The sequence below is a fragment of the Streptomyces viridochromogenes genome, from assembly GCF_001270495.1.
GTDB lineage: Bacteria > Actinomycetota > Actinomycetes > Streptomycetales > Streptomycetaceae > Streptomyces > Streptomyces viridochromogenes_A.
In genome coordinates this window covers 1-18,943 of record NZ_LGUR01000232.1, presented here as the reverse complement: position 1 = coordinate 18,943, position 18,943 = coordinate 1, and the positions used below count along the sequence as shown (strand labels likewise).

17 protein-coding genes and 2 pseudogenes are annotated in these 18,943 nt (G+C 69.3%); 5 read left to right on the top strand and 14 right to left on the bottom strand.

Translation table 11 applies throughout. The annotated features are described in order from the left end of the window. Positions 1 to 210 precede the first annotated feature (210 nt). A complete protein-coding gene (locus ADK36_RS35370; RefSeq protein WP_048585501.1) occupies positions 211 to 942 on the top strand; it encodes a hypothetical protein in 732 nt (243 codons plus the stop codon). A gap of 23 nt (positions 943 to 965) precedes the next feature. Here the strand turns inward: ADK36_RS35370 and ADK36_RS35365 are convergent. Both ADK36_RS35365 and ADK36_RS50680 read right to left on the bottom strand, forming a co-directional pair. Further along, positions 966 to 2,198, bottom strand: a pseudogene (locus tag ADK36_RS35365) (carbohydrate binding domain-containing protein); the annotation flags it as partial. A 129-nt stretch (positions 2,199 to 2,327) separates the two neighbouring features. Next, positions 2,328 to 2,549 (bottom strand): alpha-amylase, encoded by a 222-nt coding sequence (locus tag ADK36_RS50680; RefSeq protein WP_234330002.1) that lies wholly within the window; start codon positions 2,547 to 2,549, stop codon positions 2,328 to 2,330. A gap of 575 nt (positions 2,550 to 3,124) precedes the next feature. Between ADK36_RS50680 and ADK36_RS35355 the strand changes: the two genes are divergently transcribed. Next, a complete protein-coding gene (locus ADK36_RS35355; RefSeq protein ID WP_053200472.1) occupies positions 3,125 to 3,613 on the top strand; it encodes a flavin reductase family protein in 489 nt (162 codons plus the stop codon). A gap of 119 nt (positions 3,614 to 3,732) precedes the next feature. Here the strand turns inward: ADK36_RS35355 and ADK36_RS35350 are convergent, their stop codons facing one another. After that, positions 3,733 to 4,605 (bottom strand): leishmanolysin-related zinc metalloendopeptidase, encoded by an 873-nt coding sequence (locus tag ADK36_RS35350; RefSeq protein ID WP_048585498.1) that lies wholly within the window; start codon positions 4,603 to 4,605, stop codon positions 3,733 to 3,735. Between the two features lie 282 nt (positions 4,606 to 4,887). On the opposite strand from ADK36_RS35350, the gene ADK36_RS35345 reads away from it, so the two are divergent. After that, on the top strand, positions 4,888 to 6,765 hold the full coding sequence (locus ADK36_RS35345; protein WP_053200470.1) for a DNA/RNA non-specific endonuclease: 1,878 nt from the start codon (positions 4,888 to 4,890) through the stop codon (positions 6,763 to 6,765). Between the two features lie 40 nt (positions 6,766 to 6,805). Here ADK36_RS35345 and ADK36_RS35340 read toward each other — a convergent pair whose 3' ends face one another. From ADK36_RS35340 to ADK36_RS49170, 9 genes are all read right to left on the bottom strand, one after another. Beyond that, on the bottom strand, positions 6,806 to 7,528 hold the full coding sequence (locus ADK36_RS35340; protein ID WP_048585496.1) for a hotdog fold domain-containing protein: 723 nt from the start codon (positions 7,526 to 7,528) through the stop codon (positions 6,806 to 6,808). 210 nt (positions 7,529 to 7,738) lie between these two features. Then, on the bottom strand, positions 7,739 to 8,569 hold the full coding sequence (locus ADK36_RS35335) for an enoyl-CoA hydratase/isomerase family protein (RefSeq protein WP_078916594.1): 831 nt from the start codon (positions 8,567 to 8,569) through the stop codon (positions 7,739 to 7,741). After that, positions 8,566 to 9,813, bottom strand: coding sequence for a cytochrome P450 (locus ADK36_RS35330; protein ID WP_199830317.1), 1,248 nt, complete (start codon positions 9,811 to 9,813; stop codon positions 8,566 to 8,568). Before ADK36_RS35330 ends, ADK36_RS35335 begins: the two co-directional genes overlap by 4 nt. Before the next feature lie 93 nt (positions 9,814 to 9,906). Beyond that, positions 9,907 to 11,274, bottom strand: coding sequence for a cytochrome P450 (locus ADK36_RS35325; protein WP_048585494.1), 1,368 nt, complete (start codon positions 11,272 to 11,274; stop codon positions 9,907 to 9,909). A 10-nt stretch (positions 11,275 to 11,284) separates the two neighbouring features. Then, positions 11,285 to 11,845, bottom strand: coding sequence for a GTP-binding protein (locus tag ADK36_RS35320; RefSeq protein WP_048585493.1), 561 nt, complete (start codon positions 11,843 to 11,845; stop codon positions 11,285 to 11,287). 3 nt (positions 11,846 to 11,848) lie between these two features. After that, positions 11,849 to 12,232: a DUF742 domain-containing protein gene (locus tag ADK36_RS35315; RefSeq protein WP_048585492.1), complete on the bottom strand. Its 384-nt coding sequence runs from the start codon at positions 12,230 to 12,232 to the stop codon at positions 11,849 to 11,851. Further along, positions 12,225 to 13,052 (bottom strand): roadblock/LC7 domain-containing protein, encoded by an 828-nt coding sequence (locus ADK36_RS35310; RefSeq protein ID WP_048585491.1) that lies wholly within the window; start codon positions 13,050 to 13,052, stop codon positions 12,225 to 12,227. The genes ADK36_RS35315 and ADK36_RS35310 overlap by 8 nt, the downstream gene beginning before the upstream one ends. A 20-nt stretch (positions 13,053 to 13,072) precedes the next feature. Next, positions 13,073 to 14,248 (bottom strand): ATP-binding protein, encoded by a 1,176-nt coding sequence (locus ADK36_RS35305; protein ID WP_048585490.1) that lies wholly within the window; start codon positions 14,246 to 14,248, stop codon positions 13,073 to 13,075. A 167-nt stretch (positions 14,249 to 14,415) separates the two neighbouring features. Further along, positions 14,416 to 14,853, bottom strand: a complete 438-nt coding sequence (locus ADK36_RS49170) for a hypothetical protein (RefSeq protein ID WP_159391240.1) — start codon at positions 14,851 to 14,853, stop codon at positions 14,416 to 14,418. A gap of 222 nt (positions 14,854 to 15,075) precedes the next feature. Between ADK36_RS49170 and ADK36_RS35295 the strand changes: the two genes are divergently transcribed. After that, the gene (locus ADK36_RS35295) at positions 15,076 to 16,116 is read left to right on the top strand and encodes a LacI family DNA-binding transcriptional regulator (protein WP_053200466.1); all 1,041 of its coding nucleotides are present in this window, start codon (positions 15,076 to 15,078) and stop codon (positions 16,114 to 16,116) included. A 155-nt stretch (positions 16,117 to 16,271) separates the two neighbouring features. Beyond that, a complete protein-coding gene (locus tag ADK36_RS35290) occupies positions 16,272 to 17,243 on the top strand; it encodes an aldo/keto reductase (protein ID WP_048585487.1) in 972 nt (323 codons plus the stop codon). Here ADK36_RS35290 and ADK36_RS50675 read toward each other — a convergent pair. Beyond that, on the bottom strand, positions 17,234 to 17,851 hold the full coding sequence (locus ADK36_RS50675) for a hypothetical protein (protein ID WP_234330001.1): 618 nt from the start codon (positions 17,849 to 17,851) through the stop codon (positions 17,234 to 17,236). The genes ADK36_RS35290 and ADK36_RS50675 overlap by 10 nt on opposite strands. 271 nt (positions 17,852 to 18,122) lie before the next feature. Then, positions 18,123 to 18,827, bottom strand: a pseudogene (locus ADK36_RS50670) (glycoside hydrolase family 43 protein); the annotation flags it as partial. Positions 18,828 to 18,943 lie beyond the last annotated feature (116 nt).

The following is an 18,943-nucleotide window of genomic DNA, read 5'->3' as shown; positions in this document are numbered from 1 at the left end:
GATACCTCCACCCCTGGATGCCTCCCTTCTGAGGCACCCCCATGTTTCCGCAGGCCGTGGCCTCGGCCGACGATTCTGCGCCCCGACCCGGGCCTTGCCGCAAGCCCCCCGGCGCGCTATAAGTTGAGAGTGGCAAGGAGAGTGCTCTCCTTGCCATTGCGATGTCGGCGCCCCGGTCATTGTCAGTGGCTCGCCCTATGCTCCTGACTCATGATCGAGAACAGGCTGGGTGCGCTGCTGGAAGCCGGATTCACCGACCGTCTGGGCGAGCGCGACAGAACGCTGCTGGCACGCCGGGCACTGCTCAGGGCCTGTTACGAAGTGCCCTCCCCGCTTTTCTCGGACAGTTGGTGGTACGCGGTGCCCGGCGAGCGCTACGAGGGTCTGTTCACGGCCTTGGACCTCCACGACCGGTTCCCTGTCACGTTCGACGAAGGGGCGGACGTCGAGCGGCTGCCGCACAGGCCAGGCGCGGTTCCGGTGTTCGTCACGCCGGAACTGGACGGCTGGCGGCTGATCACCGGGAACTTGGCGGACGTGGTCGGCGTCGACTGGGACGAGTGGATGAGCGCGGTGGAACGGCTGAGCGTCCAGTGCGGCGAAGCCCAGATGTTCTTTGAGGACGAAGCGGGTGGATCGAATGTCTGGGTGGTCGCCGAGCAGGGACGCATCCGGCGCCTGTACGCGTGCGAGGACGATCCCGCGTGGGTAGGTGAACCACTGCCTTGGGAAGACCTGCGCGTCGACGACGAGGACTTCGATCCGGAGTATGACGAGGCCGAGCCCAACGAGGGCACGGCGGACGCCATCACTGCCAGCTCCCATCTGTCGGTGGATCCCACCCGGATCAGCGCCGCCACCCGGATACGCGGCCACGGCTGGCTGGCGCTGAGCGCACCGGGAGTGGGTCACAAGGACTTGGGCGTCCTCGTCCGCAGCTGAGGGGTCGCGGATCGGGGTCTCACTTCGAGCTTTTCGACCAGGCCCTTGAAGTCGCCCCGGAACATGGGGTCGTTGTTGGCCGCGTTGCCGGACTTGGTGTGCTGGCTGCCGCCGCGGTTGTCGGAGCTGTCGCCGTCGTAGAAGCGGGCGGTGAGAACGAAGTAGACGGGGTCTTTGCGGGGGTCCGCGCCGAGCGGGGTGCCGGCGGCCGGGGCGGGGGCCTTCTCGCCGGTCGTCGCGGTCGCCTCGACGGAGGCGGGTGAGGTGTTCCCGGCGGCGTCGACGGCCTTCACGGTGTAGGTGTAGGCGGTCTTCTCCTCAAGTCCAGTGTCGGAGTGGACGGTTGAGCCGACGTCCGTGACGACGGTGCCCGTGGTTCCACCGGTCCGTGTGACCTGGTACCTGGTCACCCCCGTGTCGTCGGTCGCGGCGTCCCAGCTCACCACGATCGACGTGTCGGTGGCGCTCGCGGTGACCTTGGTCGGTGTGGTGGGCGCCCCGGTGTCGGGCTCCTCGGCGGCGCAAGGGTCGGCGGCGCCGGTGGCGACCGTCTTGTCCTTCACGGTCGTGGTACCGGTCGGGATCGTGTAGTCGGCGCTGTTGTTGTTGTCCCACACGCCGTTGCCGTTGTTGAAGGCCGCCTTCAGCGAGGTGGCGGTGCCGAGGTCGAGAGACTTCTTCCACCAGCCGGTGCAGGCGGACTCCATGCCGACACCGGGCGCCGTCGTCCACGATCCGCCGGCGGGTGCGTAGTGCATGTTCGCAGTGGTCCAGCCGGAGGTCGCGGTCGAGTAGTAGACCGTGGCCTGGTTGCCGTCGCCCGTGCCGGTGTCGGCACACGGGTCGCTGTGCGCGATCACGCCGTCCTTGACGGTGATGGTGCCCGTGCCCAGCGCGTAGTTGTTGCCGCCGTTGTTGTCCCAGGTGCCGCTGCCGTTGTTGAAGGTGGCTTGCAGTCCGGCGGCCGAGCCGAGGTCGACGGTGTTCTTCACCCAGTCCGTACAGGCGCTCTCCATCTGCGTGCCGGGGACGGCCGTCCATGAGCCACCGTCCGGCGCGTAATGCAGATACGTCGAGGACCAGTTCTTGGTCTTCGTGTAGTAGAGGACCGTCGCGGTGTTGGCCGTGTCGGCCACCGGCTGAAGTGGAACCGCCAGGTCTGCGGCCGGCGTTGTGGACACCAGCCCAAGCAGTCCGGTCGCCGCCACGAACGCCACCAGGGGGCGTCGTGGCCGGCGCGGAGATGCAGATCTCATGGCGACTCCAATACGGGGCGGATCCCGGGCGGCTTCGAGCGTCCCTGCAAGAGCAGCCGGAAAATTCCTGAAAGCTCTTGCGGCGTGGAAGCTACAGGGACATGACAGCCGCGTAAAGGGTTCTGCCCGTCAGGCGCTCCCGCCGCTGTCGCACAGGACGGCGCCCAGGACCTCGTTGCCCTGAGTTCCGCGCCCCGGGAAGGTGATCCGATCGCCGGGAGCCGCCGTTCGGCAGGGGACCTCCGTGCCGTCCAGGTAGGCGACGGTCAGGGTGTAGGTGCTGGAGCAGTCGTTGCTGACGAAGGTGTAGCGCCAGTCCACGGTGAGGTGCACGCAGTCGGGGGCGCTCATCGAACCCTGCATCGATCGCGACGATTCCCGGGATGCCGCCGCTTGGGGCGCGGCGTGCGCAGGCGTACCGGTCGTCACCGCGAACAGGGCGAATGGAGCGAACAGGGCGAGCAGGGGCATTGCAAGGGATGTGAAAGTTGAACGCATGTACCGCAGCATCGTGCTGATTCCCTTCATTTTGTGAACAGTTGCGGCTCCAGCGTAGAAGATGTCGAGGGGCGCATGAAAAGCTTTGCGGCAACTTTCGCAACGTCGTTGCATTCGTCCTTCAGCGACGGGTGCTCCGCCCCTTCGTGCCTTGAACGACCAGGTCAGCGCGGTTCATCTGACGATTTGCGACACCTGTGGGTCTCGGCCGCGGGGCTCAGTTCCGTCGACCGGTGAAGGTGGCGAGGAGACCGAAAGCGATGCGCCGTCCTGGTGGCCGGGGTGGCGCCCACTCGGAGGGGCGGAGACGCACGAGACCGCGGGCGGCGGCTGAATCGCTGGATGGCAGGGGTACACGCTCCGTGGTGAGGTAGTGCCGAGAGGCGGAGGGGCAGGCGGACGGTAACGGGAGCGGGAGCGGCTTGGGTATGGCGGGCATGGACGAGTTCCTCGGACGGCTGAACCCCGACATGTGTGTGGTCACGGCCGCGTCGGGCGGCGAACGGGCCGGCTGTCTGGTCGGCTTCGCCTCGCAGTGCTCCATCCGGCCGGTGCGGTTCGTGGTGTGGCTCTCGGAGGCCAACCACACCTTCCGGGTGGCGCGGTCCGCGCAGGTCCTGGCCGTGCATCTGCTGGCCCGCGAGCAGCATGCGCTGGCCGAGTTGTTCGGTGGGCGCACCGGCGACCAGGAGGACAAGCTCGCGCACGTCCGCTGGCGGGAGGGGCACGGCGGGGCCGTCGTTCTTCAGGACGCGCCGGCCTGGTTCGTCGGCCGGATCGTCACGCGCTTGGGCGGCGGTGACCACATCGGCTTCGTCCTCGACCCGGTCGAATGGGGCGACCGCGATGTGTGCGACGGGCCGCTGCTGCGTCTTGAGGACGCCCATACGATCTCGCCCGGTCACCCGGTGGACTGACCGGGCTTCAGAGGTTGCCGACGCGGGCCTTCCCGGGCGTTGCCCGGCGTTCGATCGCCGGGCGGTGAGCCCGCGACGGACAGGGGCCGCCCGCACCGCGGCCGGGAGGCGGTTGGCGGTCAGGGCCTCTCGGCCGGGATGCGGGTCGGGATGGTCGGGAGCACCACATGCTCCGGCACCGGGGTCCGGACGCGGCCGGAGCGTGCGATCTGGAGAAGATCCGGTAGTTGGTAGTCCTGTGCGGCGTCGAGATCGACCGTGTATCCGAGGTCCTCCAGGCTCGCCACCGTCAGCCGGCTCAGGGGGTTGTTGCTGCCGTCGATGTTCGGCGACATCAGCTCGTTGTCGAAGACGGACTCGCGCCAGTGGCCGCCCGCGCTTCCGGGGCCGCCGACATTGGCGACCGGCGCCGGGGCGGGCCCTTCTCCGGTGAGCCTGCCGAATTCCTTCATGGCGCCGGGGCCGACGAAGGTCGGGTTGGGGCCGGGGAAGTTCTTCAGGAAGCCGAAGGTCATCCAGAGGGTTCCGATTCCCAGGACGTGCCCCATCTCGTGCGTGATGACGTCGAGGAGTGTGCCCTCCTCTTCCATCTGGGCCAGGTCGGCGCTGTCGAAACTCATGCGCCCCTTCACGGGAAGTCCCGCTCCGCTCACCGCGTCGTCCCTCCGGAACCGAGTGGGGCCCGCCTGGCCGAGGATGTTGGGGACGTTGTTCACCCCGTCGATCGGCACGCCTTCGGCGTCGATCAGGAGATCGTCGATCACGACCCTGCCGGTGAGGTCGTTGATGATCGCGGTCTCCAGGTCTCCCACGATGACACGCGCCCAACGGTCCGCGGCCTCGGCGAAGACGCTCTTCTGGCTGTTCGTGAGCCCTCCGAGGAACCGCACCTCGATCTGGAACGGAGAGGTGGTCGCGGCGAGCTCCGCGGCGCGGCCGCTGTCGGCGACGGCCCTGTGAGTTTCAAAGACGTAATTGATCTGCGTGCCCATGGCTACTACTCCCCTCGTATGTAACCAGGCTTTTCCTTCTAACCACGGTAAACTTATTGAGAGTTGTATGCGATACGGCCAAGTCGTGGTCGGTGCAACCAAATATCGTTGAATTTTCGCCTGTTTTCTGGGTGCGCCGGCCCAATGCGCCGGCCGTATGCTGAAAAGTGCACGAAAGAGCGGGAAGCCCAGGCCGTTCGCTTCGGTTTCAACCACCGCTGGACCCCCATGATTTCGGTAGGGCTTCCCACGCTTGAACTCCATGCGTGAAGGGAGCCTTCCATGGCTGCCAAGAAGCGTGCGTCCGCCAGTCAGGGGTCCTCGACAAACGGCCAGGACAAGCTGGTCAGCGACCTCAAGCAGTTCATCCGTACCCGGGGGTCGGGCTTCCTCAGCGACCCGAATGTGTCCTCGATCGGTATCGGCTACAAGGAGAAGAGCGGGAAAAGGGGCAAGGAACTGGCCCTCCAGTTCACGGTCGACAAGAAGGTCCGGCCGGAGGGGCTGGATGAACTGAGGACCGAGGAGATCCCCGCTGTCATCGACATCGGTGGCGGCGTCCAGGTGCCCACCGATGTGGTCCAGCGCTCCTACAAGCCGCATTTCCTCGTGGTGGCCGAGGGCGAGACGCCGCAGCGGCAGACGCGTGTCAATCCGGTCCGCCCCGGTGTGAGCGTCGGCAACGTCAAGGTGAGCGCCGGCACCTTCGGGTGCATCGCCTTCGACAGGAACGACGGCTCGCCCTGTCTGCTGAGCAACTGGCACGTGCTGAACGGCCGCAAGGGCGAGCTCGGCGACGTGGTCGTGCAGCCCGGCAAGGAAGACGACAGCCGTATCGCCCTGAACCGCCTCGGCACGCTCAAGCGTGCCCACCTCGGCAGGGTCGGAGACTGCGCCGTGTCGACGGTCACGGACCGTGATTTCGCCATGGACATCCTTGATCTCGATGTCACACCGACGAAGCTGGGCGAACCGCAGATCGATGACAAGGTCGTCAAGTGCGGCCGCACCACCGGGGTGACGCACGGTGTGGTGAGCAGGCCCTTCGCCGTCGTCAGCATCAACTACGGCGCTTTGGTCGGCGTCCGCGAGATCGAATGCTTCGAGATAGGTCCCGACCCCAGGCATCCGGCGGACGGCAACGAGATCAGCCTGCCCGGCGACTCCGGATCGGTCTGGATGTTCACGAACCGCTCCGGCAAGCCCACGGACGTCATGGCCGGTCTGCACTTCGGTGGCGAGGGCGACGAGGACCCCGATGAGCGCGCTCTGGCCTGCTTCCCCCAGGCGGTCTTCGACGAACTGAAGATCACCCTCGCTCCGCCGGACCCCGAATCGCTGGAGACCGTGACCGGGTACGACCCCGGGTTCCTCGCGGTACCGATCGGCACCCCGCAGCTCAACCCCTCGATCAAGGAGGACGCCGTCCGGCTCGAAGGGTCCGAGGTCGTCCCCTACACGCACTTCTCCCTGGCGCTCAGCAGTTCACGGCGCTTCGCCATCTGGGTGGCCTGGAACATCGACGGGGGCACCCTCAAGAAGCTCGACCGAAAGGGCATCGACTTCGCCAAGGACCCGCGCCTGCCGGCCGCCGCCCAGGTCAGCAACGAGCTGTACAAGGGCCGCAACAACCGGCTCGACCGCGGCCATATCGCGCGCCGCGCCGACGTGGTGTGGGGTTCGCTGCCCGAGGCGAAGAAGGCCAACAAGGACTCGTTCTTCTACACCAACATCACTCCGCAGATGGACGACTTCAACCAGAGTGGGCGCAACGGCATCTGGGGCCACCTCGAGGACGCGGTCTTCGAAGACGTCCGTGTCGACGAACTCAAGGTCAGCGTGTTCGGCGGCCCGATCTTCCACGAGGACGACCGTGTCTTCCGGGGGGTCAAGCTCCCGCGCGAGTTCTGGAAGGTGCTCGTCTACTCCGAGGACGGCAAACTCAAGTGCAAGGCGTTCCTGCTGACGCAGAACCTGGATGTGCCCGAAGCCCTCGAACTGGACGAGTTCCGGGTGTTCCAGGTCAAGCTGTCCGAGATCCGGACGCGAACCCACCTGCGCTTCCCCACCGCGATGACCACGGCGGACACGCTGGTCGTCCCGGAGTCCCTGGAGGAGCGGACCCCGCTGGAGCGTCAGTCCGACATCGACTGGAGCTAGCCTCGGCCCCGTACGCCAGCCACGTGAGCCAGCCACGGAGTCAGGAGGCCGGTCTGGGATCGATCCACAACGCCTCGGAGACGGCGCACAGTTCGCCCTCGGCGGTGGCCAGCGCCACGCCCATCGTGTGCTTGCGCCCGGACTCCGACAGCAGCCACGCGTAGGAGATGTGCGGCTCGCCCGTGGCGACCGGCCGGAGAACGCTGCCCGTGAGGCTGGCGGTGACCGCGCCCGGGCGCTGGGTGCCGAGGAAACGGCCCGCCCAGTGTCCCGGGCAGTCCAGGGCGCCCCAGACAAGATGGGGCGGGAGAAGGCCGTCCGGGTCGGCGAAAGCTTGGGACGGGGTCCAGGCGGAGGCCACCAGGCCGAGGTCCGGCACCGGGGCGCAGTACACCCGTAGCCCGCGGTCGGCGGAGCGCAGGCCGCAGCCGAAGCAGTCGACCACGCCCGACGGTGGCGCCGCCCGGAATCGCTCAGCCGCGGCGGCCGCCTCGTCCCAGGAGGGCGCGGCCGGGGCGTCGAGGGACAACTCGGCGGGGCGCGCCGCTGCCAGGGGACGCTCGGCCTCGCCCAATTCCACGCCCCCGTCCGCCGTTTCGGCGATCCGCACGGGCACCTCGACCGGCACCGGCCCACGGAAGTCCACCCGTACCGTCCGCGCCCCGGACCTCCGCGCCAACACGCCGGCCACGTAGCCGCCGAAGGCCACCCCGGGGTAGCCGGCGTACAGCTCTGGCACCACGATCGCGTCACTCGTCGTCATGATCCCTACTTCACCACACGCCGTGCGCCCACCGGCCGACCAGCGCTCCCTCGGGCGTGAGGTAACCGTCGTCATGGAGTGACGTCAGTGGGGGTGTGACGTTCTCGGCGCCCGGTGATGAGGTATCACCGGGCGCCGGCAGTGTGCGGGCCGGCCGGTTTCGGGGGCGTCGGCCGGTATGGATCACCATGCTGCGGAGGCGGCGGGATGTCACATCGGGGTTCGGGGTGCCGTCAGTTGGGCGGTCAGGAGGTGGGCGTCGAGCAGGGCGATGTCGGCTGTGCGGGTGGCCTTCGCGTAGCCGGTGAGCATGCGTTTGGTCAGGACGAGCGCCTCGGGGGAGCGGCGGGCCAGGGGTCTTGTCCAGGCGGCGACGGTGTCGTCCAACCGGTCGAGGGGGGCGACCTTGTGCAGGAGCCCGATCCGCTGGGCGGTGTCGGCGTCGAAGACGTCGCAGGTGAGCATGAGTTCGCGGATCCGCGCGGCGCCGGCCTCCGAGATCAGCCGGCCCATGGCGCCGCCCCAGGTGGGCGCGAGACCGACGCCGACCTCCGGCATGCGGAACCGGCAGCTGTCCGCGCCGGCGCGCAGATCGCAGTAGGCGGCGAGGGCGAGGCCGGCGCCGACGACCTTGCCGTGGAGCCGGGCGATGGTGATGGCGTGGGTGTTCTCCAGGCCCTGGCACAGCCGGTGGGCCTTGTCCGCGATGCGGCGCAGCGCGGCTCCGGTCGGGTCCGTGGTGAGGGCGTCCTGGTACTCCTGGCGATCCGCTCCCAGGGAGAAGTCGTCGCCCAGGGAGGACAGGACGAGGATGCGGATGTCGGGCCGTTCATGGAGGCCGTCGAGTACGGCGGTGAGCTCGTCCAGGACGGCGGCGCTCAGCGTGTCGTCCTGGACGGACGGGTTGAGCCGGACGTGGAGGACGGGGCCGGACTGCGCGATGTCCACGTGCACGGGTGCGAAAGCCGGTGCGGGTGCGGGCACCGGCACGGGTATGGGGACCGGCGTGGTGGCGGAGGCGGGGGTGGGCAGCGGGTTCATGCGAGGGCGACATCCAGATTCAGCAGACGCCGGAACGCCACCCTGGGGGCCCAGGAGGGGCGGCGGACCAGGGTCAGGCGGGGGAGGAGTGTGACCATACGGCTGAGGAGGGTCTGGGCCTCCAGCCGGGCCAGGGGCGCGCCGAGGCAGTAGTGAATGCCGCCGCTGAAGGCGAGGTGCCCGGGCCCCCGGTTCAGTTCGAACCGGTCGGGAGCGCTGTACCGGGCGGGGTCCCGGTGTGCGGCTCCCACCATGAGGTGGACCATCTCGTCCGCCTGGACCTCGACGCCCTCCAGTACGCAGTCCTGGGCGGCCACCCGGCTGATCACATGGGTGGGAGGGTCGTAGCGCAGTGACTCCTCCACGAACGCGGGCACGAGGTCCGGCCGTTCGGCGAGAAGAGTCCACCGGTCGGGGCGTTCGACCAGCAGTAAGGCCATGGTCGACAGGAGGGTGGACGTCGTCTCCAGGGCCGCCAGCAGGACGAACAGGGCGAGGAAGTAGACCGCTTCGTCGGCCTTGGCCCGGTCGGGTTCCAGCGCGTCCCAGGTGCGGATCCAGCGGGACACGGGATCGTCGCCGAGGCGTGTGCGCCGCTCACTCACCAGGTTGAGGAAGTAGGCGCGCAGTTCGGCCATGGCCACGTCGGACCGGGCCAACTGGCTGGCGGAGGGCAGCAGTTCCTGGGTGAAGACCTGGTCGTGGGTCAGTTCCCGCAGACGGGGCCAGTCCGCGCTGGGCAGCCCCAGCCAGTCCCCGATCGTGGCGACGGGAAGTTCCTCGCTGACCAGGGCGGCGAAGTCCGCCTCCCCGGTGTGCAGCTGTTCCATCAGGGAGTCGAGGAGGCCGTCGACCACCCGGCTCACTCTCGAGCCGATCTGCTCTATGGTGCCGCGGTCGAAGGTGCCGGCCGCCCGGCGCACCCGGGTGTGCTCGGGAGGGTTGAGTGCGGGCAGGGTGCGGCTGATCTCCCGGGAGGAAGGGGCGCTCCAGCGGGTGCGCTCCCCCTGCCGTTCCCTCCAGCCCGTGTCCGGCTCGTGCCAGGCGCCGCTGCGCAGGACCTGGTCGCAGGCGCTGAATCCGGTCACGAGGAAACCACCCCAGGGGGCGGGGGTGACATCTCCTCGTGACCGGAGTTCGGAGTAGACGGGGAAGGGGTCGGCCTGCCCCTGGGCTGTCCGGAGACGGGAGAACAGGGCGACGGTCGCACGACGGTCGGATATCGGAGAGGTGGTACTCCCCACGATGGCGGCTCCTTTCTGCGAGTCAGCCGCCATACGTACCCGAGAGATCTTTGAAAGATTCAGTAACGCACCGGCCTCATAGAGTTACCTGCGTCACGCGCCCCTCGTCCATGCCAGGAATCGGCTGAAGAGACCGCCCTTCTGGTGCGGAGCGGCGTGAGCCGGCCGAGGCGCGGGGGACGGCTGCGGCGCGGAGGACGGCTGCGCCGTCTGGGCGGGGCGAGCCGGCGTGGCCCGGGCGGCCGACGGTACGGTGCGCGGGGTGAACCGGATGGGCACGGTCACCAGGGCACGGCTCCACGGCGTCGGCGCCCAGGCGAGATCCTTGAAGGGGATGCGCAGTTCGACGTCCGGCAGCCGGTTGAGCAGGGACTCGACGGCCGTGGACGCGATCAGGAAGGCGGGGTCCTTGGCCGGGCAGGCGTGGGGACCGGCGCCGAAGGCCAGATGCGCCTTGGCGCTGAGCTGCTCGCGGTGGGCGGTCAGCTTGGGGTCGGTGTTGGCCGCCGCGAACGAGATCAGGATCGGGTCGCCCGCCTTGAGGGTCCGGCCGCCGAGCTCGACATCGTGGACGGGGTAGTGGCCCGCGTAGTTGGCGATCGGCGCGTAGTTCCACAGGGTCTGCACGACGGCGTCCTCGACGGGCAGGCCGTTCGGCCACTGGTCGCTCAGATACAGCGCGCTGCTGCTGCCGATGGCGGCGGTCAGGGGCATGGTGCCACCGGAGAGCAGGGTCACCAGCTGGTGCAGCACCTCCTCGTCGGTCAGCCGGGCGGAGTGCACCATCAGCCGGGTGGTGAGGTCCTCGCCGGGCTGACTGCGCTTGAGGGCGATGAGTTCGCCGAGCGCCGCGCCCAGTGTCTCGTCGGCGCCGGGCGTGCCCTCGAAGATGCCGCTGATGCCGACGATCACCCGGTCGCCGATCTCCGGCGGGCACCCGAACAGGTCGCTGAAGACCAGCAGCGGAAGCGGCTGGGCGTAAGCGGCCATCAGCTCGGCCTGGCCGAGGGCCTCGGAGCTGAACCGGCTGATCAGATAGTCGGCCGACTGCTGCGTCTGGCGGACGAGCTGCACCTGGTTGACGGTGGCGAGACTGTCCGTCACCGCCTGCCGCAGCCGGGCGTGCGCCGCGCCGTCGCTGAACAGCGCGTTGGGACGGTACGCCATCATGGGCAGCGCCGGGCTGTCGGCGGGCACCCGCCCCTCGTTGAGCGCGTTCCAGCGGCGCGAGTCCCGCACGAACGAGCCGGGGTTCTGGAGTATGTAGAGGGCCGCGTCGTAGCTGGTCACCAGCTCGACCTCGACGTCCGGCGCGATGTCGACCGGGGCGCTCGGCCCCATCGAGCGCAACTGGGCGTAGTGCCGCTCGGGGTCGGAGCCGAACTCGGGCCCGTAGAGCCGTGTGTTGCCGTGAGCGGGGCAGCCGGCCGGGATCCCGGACGGGTCGAAGTGCTGTTGCATGCCGTGGCTCCTAGCCGAGGGTGGACATGAGGTGCTTCACGAGGGTGATCAGCGCATGGGCCGAGGAGCCCTGGTCGCGTACGTCGCAGGGGACGACCGGGGTGTCCTCGGAGAGGTTGAGCGCCTCCCGTACCTCGTCGAGCGGATAGTCGGGGGTGCTGTCGAAGTGGTTGACACCGATGGCGTAGGTCAGGCCGAACTGCTCGACCAGGTCCAAAATGGGGAAGCTCTCGTGCAGCCGCTCGGGGTCCACCAGGACCAGCGCGCCCAGCGCACCCCGGGACAGCCCCTCCCACATCTCCTTGAAGCGTTCCTGACCCGGGGTCCCGAAGAGGTAGAGGACCAGGGTGTCGCTCAGGGACAGGCGCCCGAAGTCCATCGCCACCGTCGTGGTGGTCTTGTCCGGGGTGCCCGACAGGTCGTCGAAGCCCTCGCTCGCCTCGGTGATCTCCTCCTCGGTCTGCAACGGCTCGATCTCGGAGATGCTGCCGATGCAGGTGGTCTTCCCGACTCCGAAGTGGCCCACGACGAGGATCTTCACGGAACGGGAGACGGCTGGATCCAGATACACGAATTACGCTCCGAATCGGGTCTTCAGGCCATCGAGTACGGCGGTGAGCAGTTCGCGGTCGACACGTTCGGCACGTGGCGCCGGATTCCTCACATAGAGCAGGCCGTCCTCGGCCATCTGCGCCAGCAGGATGCGCACGATGCCCAGTGGCAGCCGTGTGTAGCCGGAGATCTCGGCCACGGACAGGAAACCGTCGGCGATCAGGTCCATGACCGCTCGGGCTTCCGGAGTCAGCGTGCGGGAAGCGGCCTCGGTGCCCTCCTGGGCGGTGACGAGCGTGGTGTGCTCGTACTCGTGGTCCGCGGGCAGCGCACGTCCCTTCGCGATGACGAACAGAGGGACTAATGCGGTTGTCAGTTCCAGCTCGCTGTCCGGTTCGTCATGCATCGCCGGCCTTCCCTCCCTGCGGCACCTGCCGTGCGGTGAGCGTGGGCGCCACATCGCTCAGCCGCGTGGTGAACTCCTCGATGTCACAGTCGTGTGCGGCGGCCGCCGCGAGGAAGGCTCCCTCACCGGCCGCGACGAGGAAGATCCAGCCGTGCTGGAACTCGATGACCGTCTGCCGCCACCCGTCGTCGCGCAGCCCGCCCGCGAACGACGCGGTCGCCCGGCTGTAGGCGTGAATGCCCGTCATGGCCGCGGAGATGGTGTCCGCCAGGTCCCGGCCGATCCCGGAGCTCGCCCCACGGGGCAGCCCGTCCGCCCCGAGCAGGAGGGCGTGCCGCGCGCCGCGCACGGAAGCGATCAGCTGGTCCAGCTCGGCGAGAACGAACCCCGTCCCGGTCGTCCCTTCCCTGTGTGTCGCGGAGTCGGCCTGGGCATGGGCCGACTCGGCGCCGTTCACCCGGGGTGCCGAGGTGAGGTTGTTGCCCAGCCGGGCGACCAGCCGGTTCATACGGAAGGAGATCTGCTGCATGTCGACATCGGGCTCCGCGGCGGCGGCCAGATAGGTGCCCTGTCCGGCCCCGATCAGGAACACCCAGCCGTGCGTGAACTCGATGACCGTCTGACTCCACTGCCGGTCCTCGGTCGGCCCGGCGAAGTGGGCGGTGGCGCGGCTGAGTGACTGCATCCCCGCCATGGCGGCGGAGATGGTCCGCACGTCCCCGTCGACCAGTCCGTCCGTCACCCCGCGCGGAAGCCCGTCCGCCGACAGCACCACGGCGTGCCGGGCGCGAGGGACGTTGTCCACGATGTCCTGGACCATCCATGACATGTCCGTAGTAGTCATGCGCCTTCGGACCCTTCGGGTGTCGGGGCGTCCAGATCACGGCCGGTCAGCGTGCCGCGCTGGAACGCCCCCAGGCCCCCGCCCGCCCTTCTGGGGCCGGCCGCCTGCCCGCCGGAAGCGCTTCCGTCGGAGGGGACACTGGCGATGGGCGACTTGCGCGCCCCGCGCTTCGGCAGGCCGTGCATCGTGCGCGCGCCGGCCTGCTCACGGCCTTCGACGCGGCGGATGCTGCTCACCGGCACCTCACTGGCCGGCGGCGGGGTCTCCTCCATGGTCCACAGCTCCTCGGGCAGCAGGACGACAGCGCGTACGCCGCCGTAGCGGGAGACTCCGGTGACGTCCACCTTGAAGCCGTACTGACGGGCGATCAGACCGACGACGGGGAAGCCGAACTTGGGCTGGGTGCCCAGCTGGGACAGCCGGGGCACCTCATCGCCCGACAGCAGCGCGGTCGCCGCCTGCCGGTCCTCGTCGCTCATGCTGACGCCGGCGTCGTCGATGATGATGCAGAGGTTCTTCTGGACGCGCTGGAACGTTACCTCGATCGGTGCTTCCGCCTGCGAGAAGCTGGCAGCGTTGTCGAGCAGTTCGGCGACGGCCAGAGCCACCGGCGCCACGGCGGACGCCTTCAGCGCGATGCCGCTCGGCTGCATGATCTCGACGCGGTGGAAGTTGCGGATCTGGCTCTGGGCGCTGCGCACCACGTCGTAGACGCTGGCGGGCTGGTTGCGCCGGCCGAGGGGGGCTCCGCACATGACCGCGATGCCCTGGGCCTTACGGGCCATCTGCGCGTTGGCGTGGTTCACGTCCATCAGGTCGGAGAGGACGCTGTGCCCGCCGTACTTGCGCTGGACCTCGTCCAGCAGAGCCGTCTGTTCGGCCGCGAGGCTCTGGAGGAAGCGGGCGGCGCCCTTGAGGACTGCCTTGGTGCTCTCCTCCGCCGCCTGCTCGGCCTCCCCGATGACACCGTCCTGCTCGTCCCGGACTCGCTGCAGTTCTGCCTGCATACGGCCGAGCTCGCCCTCGGTGTATCTGAGCCGCTGTGCCAGCGCGGCCTCGGCTTCCCGCTTCTTCGCCCCCAGGGCGGAGTTACGGAGTGTGAGGGCCACGACTGCGGCAATGGCAATCACCGCTATCGCAACCAGACACCAGATAAGCGCGTCTTGACTCATGGAAACCTTTCCCGGCGCGTGGCATGCAGGCGTCGACGGACACAGCTCGCGAGGATCCGCAACCCGTCACAGGGACCGCATGACTGTTGGTGCGAAGAGCAGACCACCTCAGGCCGGTTGTGCCGGAGCGAAGTGGATCAAGGTCGCAGACGGCGGAATGCTATCACTCACAAACAAACGTTCTGAGGCCGCCGTTGGCGTCTCCACAGGGTCAACAAACAAGGTGTCAGGGCCGGTTGAAAGGTGTCGGTCCCATACGGGTCACACCCCGTGACCGAACCCGGCGACGTGTCCCGTCCGGTACCGGGCAGGGCGAAGACGGGCACCAGGACCGTGTGGACGAGGAAGGTGTCCAGGAGGACGCCGATGCAGCCCAGCCTCCCGGTTTCCTCCTGCACCCGGTGCATGAGGAAGATGTTGTGGTCGATACCGAGGGCCACGAGGATCAGGACGCCCAGGACCCGGTGGACGGCCGTGCGCAGGTCGTCGATCGTGTCCTTCGCCGCCCGGCTGTCGGGGGCGTCCTTCAACACCACGGCCGGCTTGCTGAGTTCACCGTCCAGCGTGCGCTCGGTGTCGTCCTCGACGCGGGCAGCGCCGTACACCGCGGACGCGGCGGCCTTGACCTCGGCGGGCCGGGAGGTGCGCGTGACGATCTCCGCCGGGTCGGATGCGCCCGACGGACAGTGCGCCGAGATGCACGAGACGGCGGCAATGCCCGTCCGGATCTTGTCCAGTCGCTGCGGGGATGCGGCCCGAGGCCTGTGACAGTATCGGCGGTGTACGCAGGGCCGCCTGCTGGGGTTGAAGGCAGAGGGACGGGTGACATGGACCGGCCGCCAGGGATGATGGACGTGGCCCGGGAGGCCGGCGTCTCGCACATCACCGTCTCCCGCGTGATCAACGGCCATCCGTCGGTACGGCCGGAGACCCGGGCCAAGGTCGAGGCCGCGATCCAGAAGCTCGGCTACCGCCGCAACAGTGTGGCCAGGGCCCTCAAGAGCCGCCGTTCCTCGACGATCGGTGTGGTGATCGTCGGGTCGGACCTGTTCGAGCTGCCCCGCATCCTGCTGGGTGTGGAGACGGCCGCCAAGCAGGCCGGGTACTGGGTGAGCCTGGCGAGCCGACAGGGCGAGAGCACCACCGGCGACCTGGTGGAGACGCTGCAGCGGCTCACCGATCAGTCCGTGGAGGCGATCGCGGTCGTCGCCGACCGGCCCGTCGCCGTGGAGGCGCTGTCCGGCCTCGTCTTCGGGGTGCCGGTGGCGGTGGTGATGTCCGGCAGCGTGCCCGACCTCGACCTGAGCTTCGTCGAGGTCGACCAGGAACTCGGCGCCCGGCTGGCGGTCCGGCACCTTCTCGGCCTGGGGCACCGGCGCATCGCCCATCTCACCGGCGCCCTGCGCACCTTCGACGCGCGCGCCCGTGTCGAGGGCTGGCAGACCGAACTCGCCGGCGCGGGAGCGGAGGGGACCATGCTCGAAGGGGACTTCAGCGCGGAGAGCGGATTCCGCCTCGCCCACCAGCTCTGCACGGACGACACCGGCCTGCCGACCGCGGTCTTCGCGGGGAACGACCAGATGGCGATGGGAGTCCTGGCGGCGTTCGCGGAGCGCGGCGTGAAGGTGCCGCAGGACGTGTCACTCGTCGGGTTCGACGACATGAAGGGCTCGGGCTATCTGGTGCCCGCCCTGACCACGGTCCGACAGGACTTCGTCCACCTGGGCAGGAGCGCCATCGAGCTGCTGGTACGGATGCTGGGCGGGGAGAAGGCGCAACGACTGAAGATCACGCCGGAACTCGTCGTACGGCGCAGTACCGCCGCCCCCGTCGCGGATTCCCGACCGCATTCCCACGGGGAGTCCTGAGCGCATTCCCGGGCGAAGTCCTGAAGCGCGTCGCCGATTTCGAAAGTTTCGCTGCTCCGCCGTTGCTGTCGCAGGAGATCCGCCGTCAGTAGCGTCGAGCGGGCACAGCGGCCCTCACCAGGGGCGTGGCATCACCCGAGGAGTACGAACAGCACATGCGTTATCGGGAACTCGGCCGCACCGGACTGACCGTGTCCGAGATCGGCTACGGCGCCTGGGGACTGGGCCAGGGGGCCTGGGTCGGCGCCGACGACGACTCCGGCGTACGCGCCCTGCACCGCGCCCTCGACCTGGGTGTCACCTTCATCGACACCGCCCGGGCGTACGACCGCAGTGAGAGCGTCGTCGGCCGTGCGCTCAGGGAGCTCCCGGGCGGCGGGGACGGCGTGCACGTGGCGACGAAGGTCGGGCCGAAGGTGCCCGTCTCCCTCTCGCCCAGCGGACTCGACCCCATGGAGGCGTTCCCCGGGTCGCACCTGCGCGAGAGCCTGCAGACCAGCCTGCGCGAACTGGGCCGCGATCACGTCGACCTCCTTCAGCTGCACACCTGGGAGGACGAGTGGACCGGCCGCGGCGACTGGCTGGAGACGGTGGACGCCCTCAAGCAGGAGGGCAGGATCAGGTCCTTCGGGATCTCCGTCAAGGACCACCAGCCCGAGAACGTGCTCACGGTGCTGCGTACCGGAGTCGTCGACACGGTCCAGGTCATCTACAACGTCTTCGAGCAGGCCCCGGCCGACGCCCTGCTGCCGGCCTGCGAGGAGTACGGAGTCGGTGTGATCGTCCGGGTCGCACTCGACGAAGGTGCCCTCACCGGTTCGATCCGGACGGGCGTCACCTTCCCGGAGGGCGACTGGCGCAACTGGTACTTCAGGGACGACCGGCCCGCCCAGGTCGGGAAGCGCGTCGACGCGATCTGCGCCGACCTGGGGATCGGCGTCGAGGAACTCCCGTCCACCGCCCTGCGCTTCGCCCTCGCCGGGCAGGCGGTCTCCACCGTCATCGTCGGAATGCGCTCCCTGCGGAACGTGGAACGCAACGCGGCGATCGCCGACGCACCGCCGCTCACCCCGCGGCGACTCGCGCAGCTGGCCGAGCACCGCTGGGCGAAGAACTTCTACAGCTGATCCTGTCCCGGGCCGACGCGCCCCGGGGCGTACTCGAACCAGTCCACGTGTGCCTCCGCCGGGTCGGCCTCGGCGTCGCGGGTGCCGTACAGACCGAGGTAGACGCCGACGAACCCTCCGGCTCGTTCCGTGCTGAAGAAGGACCGCTCGATGCTGCCCAAGGTCGTCCAGGTGCCGTCGTCGACGCGGAAGGTGTAGCCGGACTCGTCGCTGTCGACGGCGAGGACGACCTCGCGGTCCGCCACGGCGACCGCCGCGAGGCGGGTGGCGGCGGCCGCCTCGCGGGCGGTGAGCACGACCTGCGGGGTGCCGGCGGCGTCGACGGTGAGACCCAGCGTGGCGTACCGGGCGTGGTTCTGGAAGACGGCCAGGCCCGCTTGCTGGGCCGGCGCGGTGGCGGAGAAGCGGATACGGGTGCTCGCGCACAGGTGCACATGCTGCTGGCGGCGCGCGATGAACGCGGGGGTGCCCGTCGAGGTCAGAGGCTCGGGGGAGAGGCGGATGGTCAGGCCGCCCTCTCCGGCGCCGGGGGAGACCACGTCGTCGACCGGCCCGCGCAAGCTGTTCCATTCCGGGCCGAGCGCGCCGCCGCGGAACTCGTACCGCACCGGTCCGTCCTGGGCCGGTCCCCCTCCCACCGCCGTCGTTCCCACGGGCCGCCGTTCCGAGAGGTTCACGCGTCCGGTGTCCGGTGCGAAGACCGGGCCCCGGGGCGTCCATTCGACGGGGACCAGGAACACCTCGCGGCCCAGCGTGTGGGTACCTTCCAGCGGCCGTACCCCGAGGGCGACGGCCCAGGTCTCCCCGGCGGGGGTGTCGGGCGGGGGTGTCGACGAGGTCGACGTGGCCGACGTTGTGAACCGGTTCCGCCGCCCCGCGGTGGCGGTGGGTGAGCAGCGGGCTCCTGGGGTCCGTGGAGTAGGGGCCGGTGACGGTGTCGGAACGGGCCGCGGTCACGGCGTGATGGTGCTCGGTGCCGCCTTCCGCGGCGATCAGGTAGTACACGCCGTCACGCTTGTACAGGTGCGGTGCCTCCACCCAGGCGCCGCGCATCGCGCCGTACCACAGGCTGTGGGTCGGCCCGGTCAACGCCAGGGTTTGGAGGTCGAGTTCGCGCATCCACAGCTCGCCTGGGCCGGTGACCTCCGGGTGGGCGGCGTCGCGGCAGGCGGTGAACCAGCAGCGGCCGTCGTCGTCGAAGAAGAGCGACGGGTCGATGCCCTCCGCGTCCAGCGTGATCGGGTCCGACCAGGCGCCGGCGGGGTCGGCCGCGGTGTACAGGAGCGTGGTGCTGCCCCGACGGCCTCGCGCCAGGGTCACGACCACGTAGAAGGTTCCCGCGTGATGGCGGATGGTGGCGGCCCAGAGGCCGTCCGAGACGTCCAGCCCGGTCAACGACACCTGGGATGGCCGGTGCACCACATGCCCCACTGCTCTCCAGCTCACCAGATCGCGGCTGTGGAAGACCGGGAGCCCGGGGTAGTACGCGAACGATGACGTGACCAGGTAGAAGTCCTCGCCGACCCGGCAGATCGACGGATCCGGGTGACTGCCGGCGAGAACGGGGTTGGCGAAGGTCGGCACGGGCGCACTCCGAGGCAGGCGGGGGTGTCGACGAGGTCGACGTGGCCGACGTTGTGAACCGGTTCCGCCGCCCCGCGGTGGCGGTGGGTGAGCAGCGGGCTCCTGGGGTCCGTGGA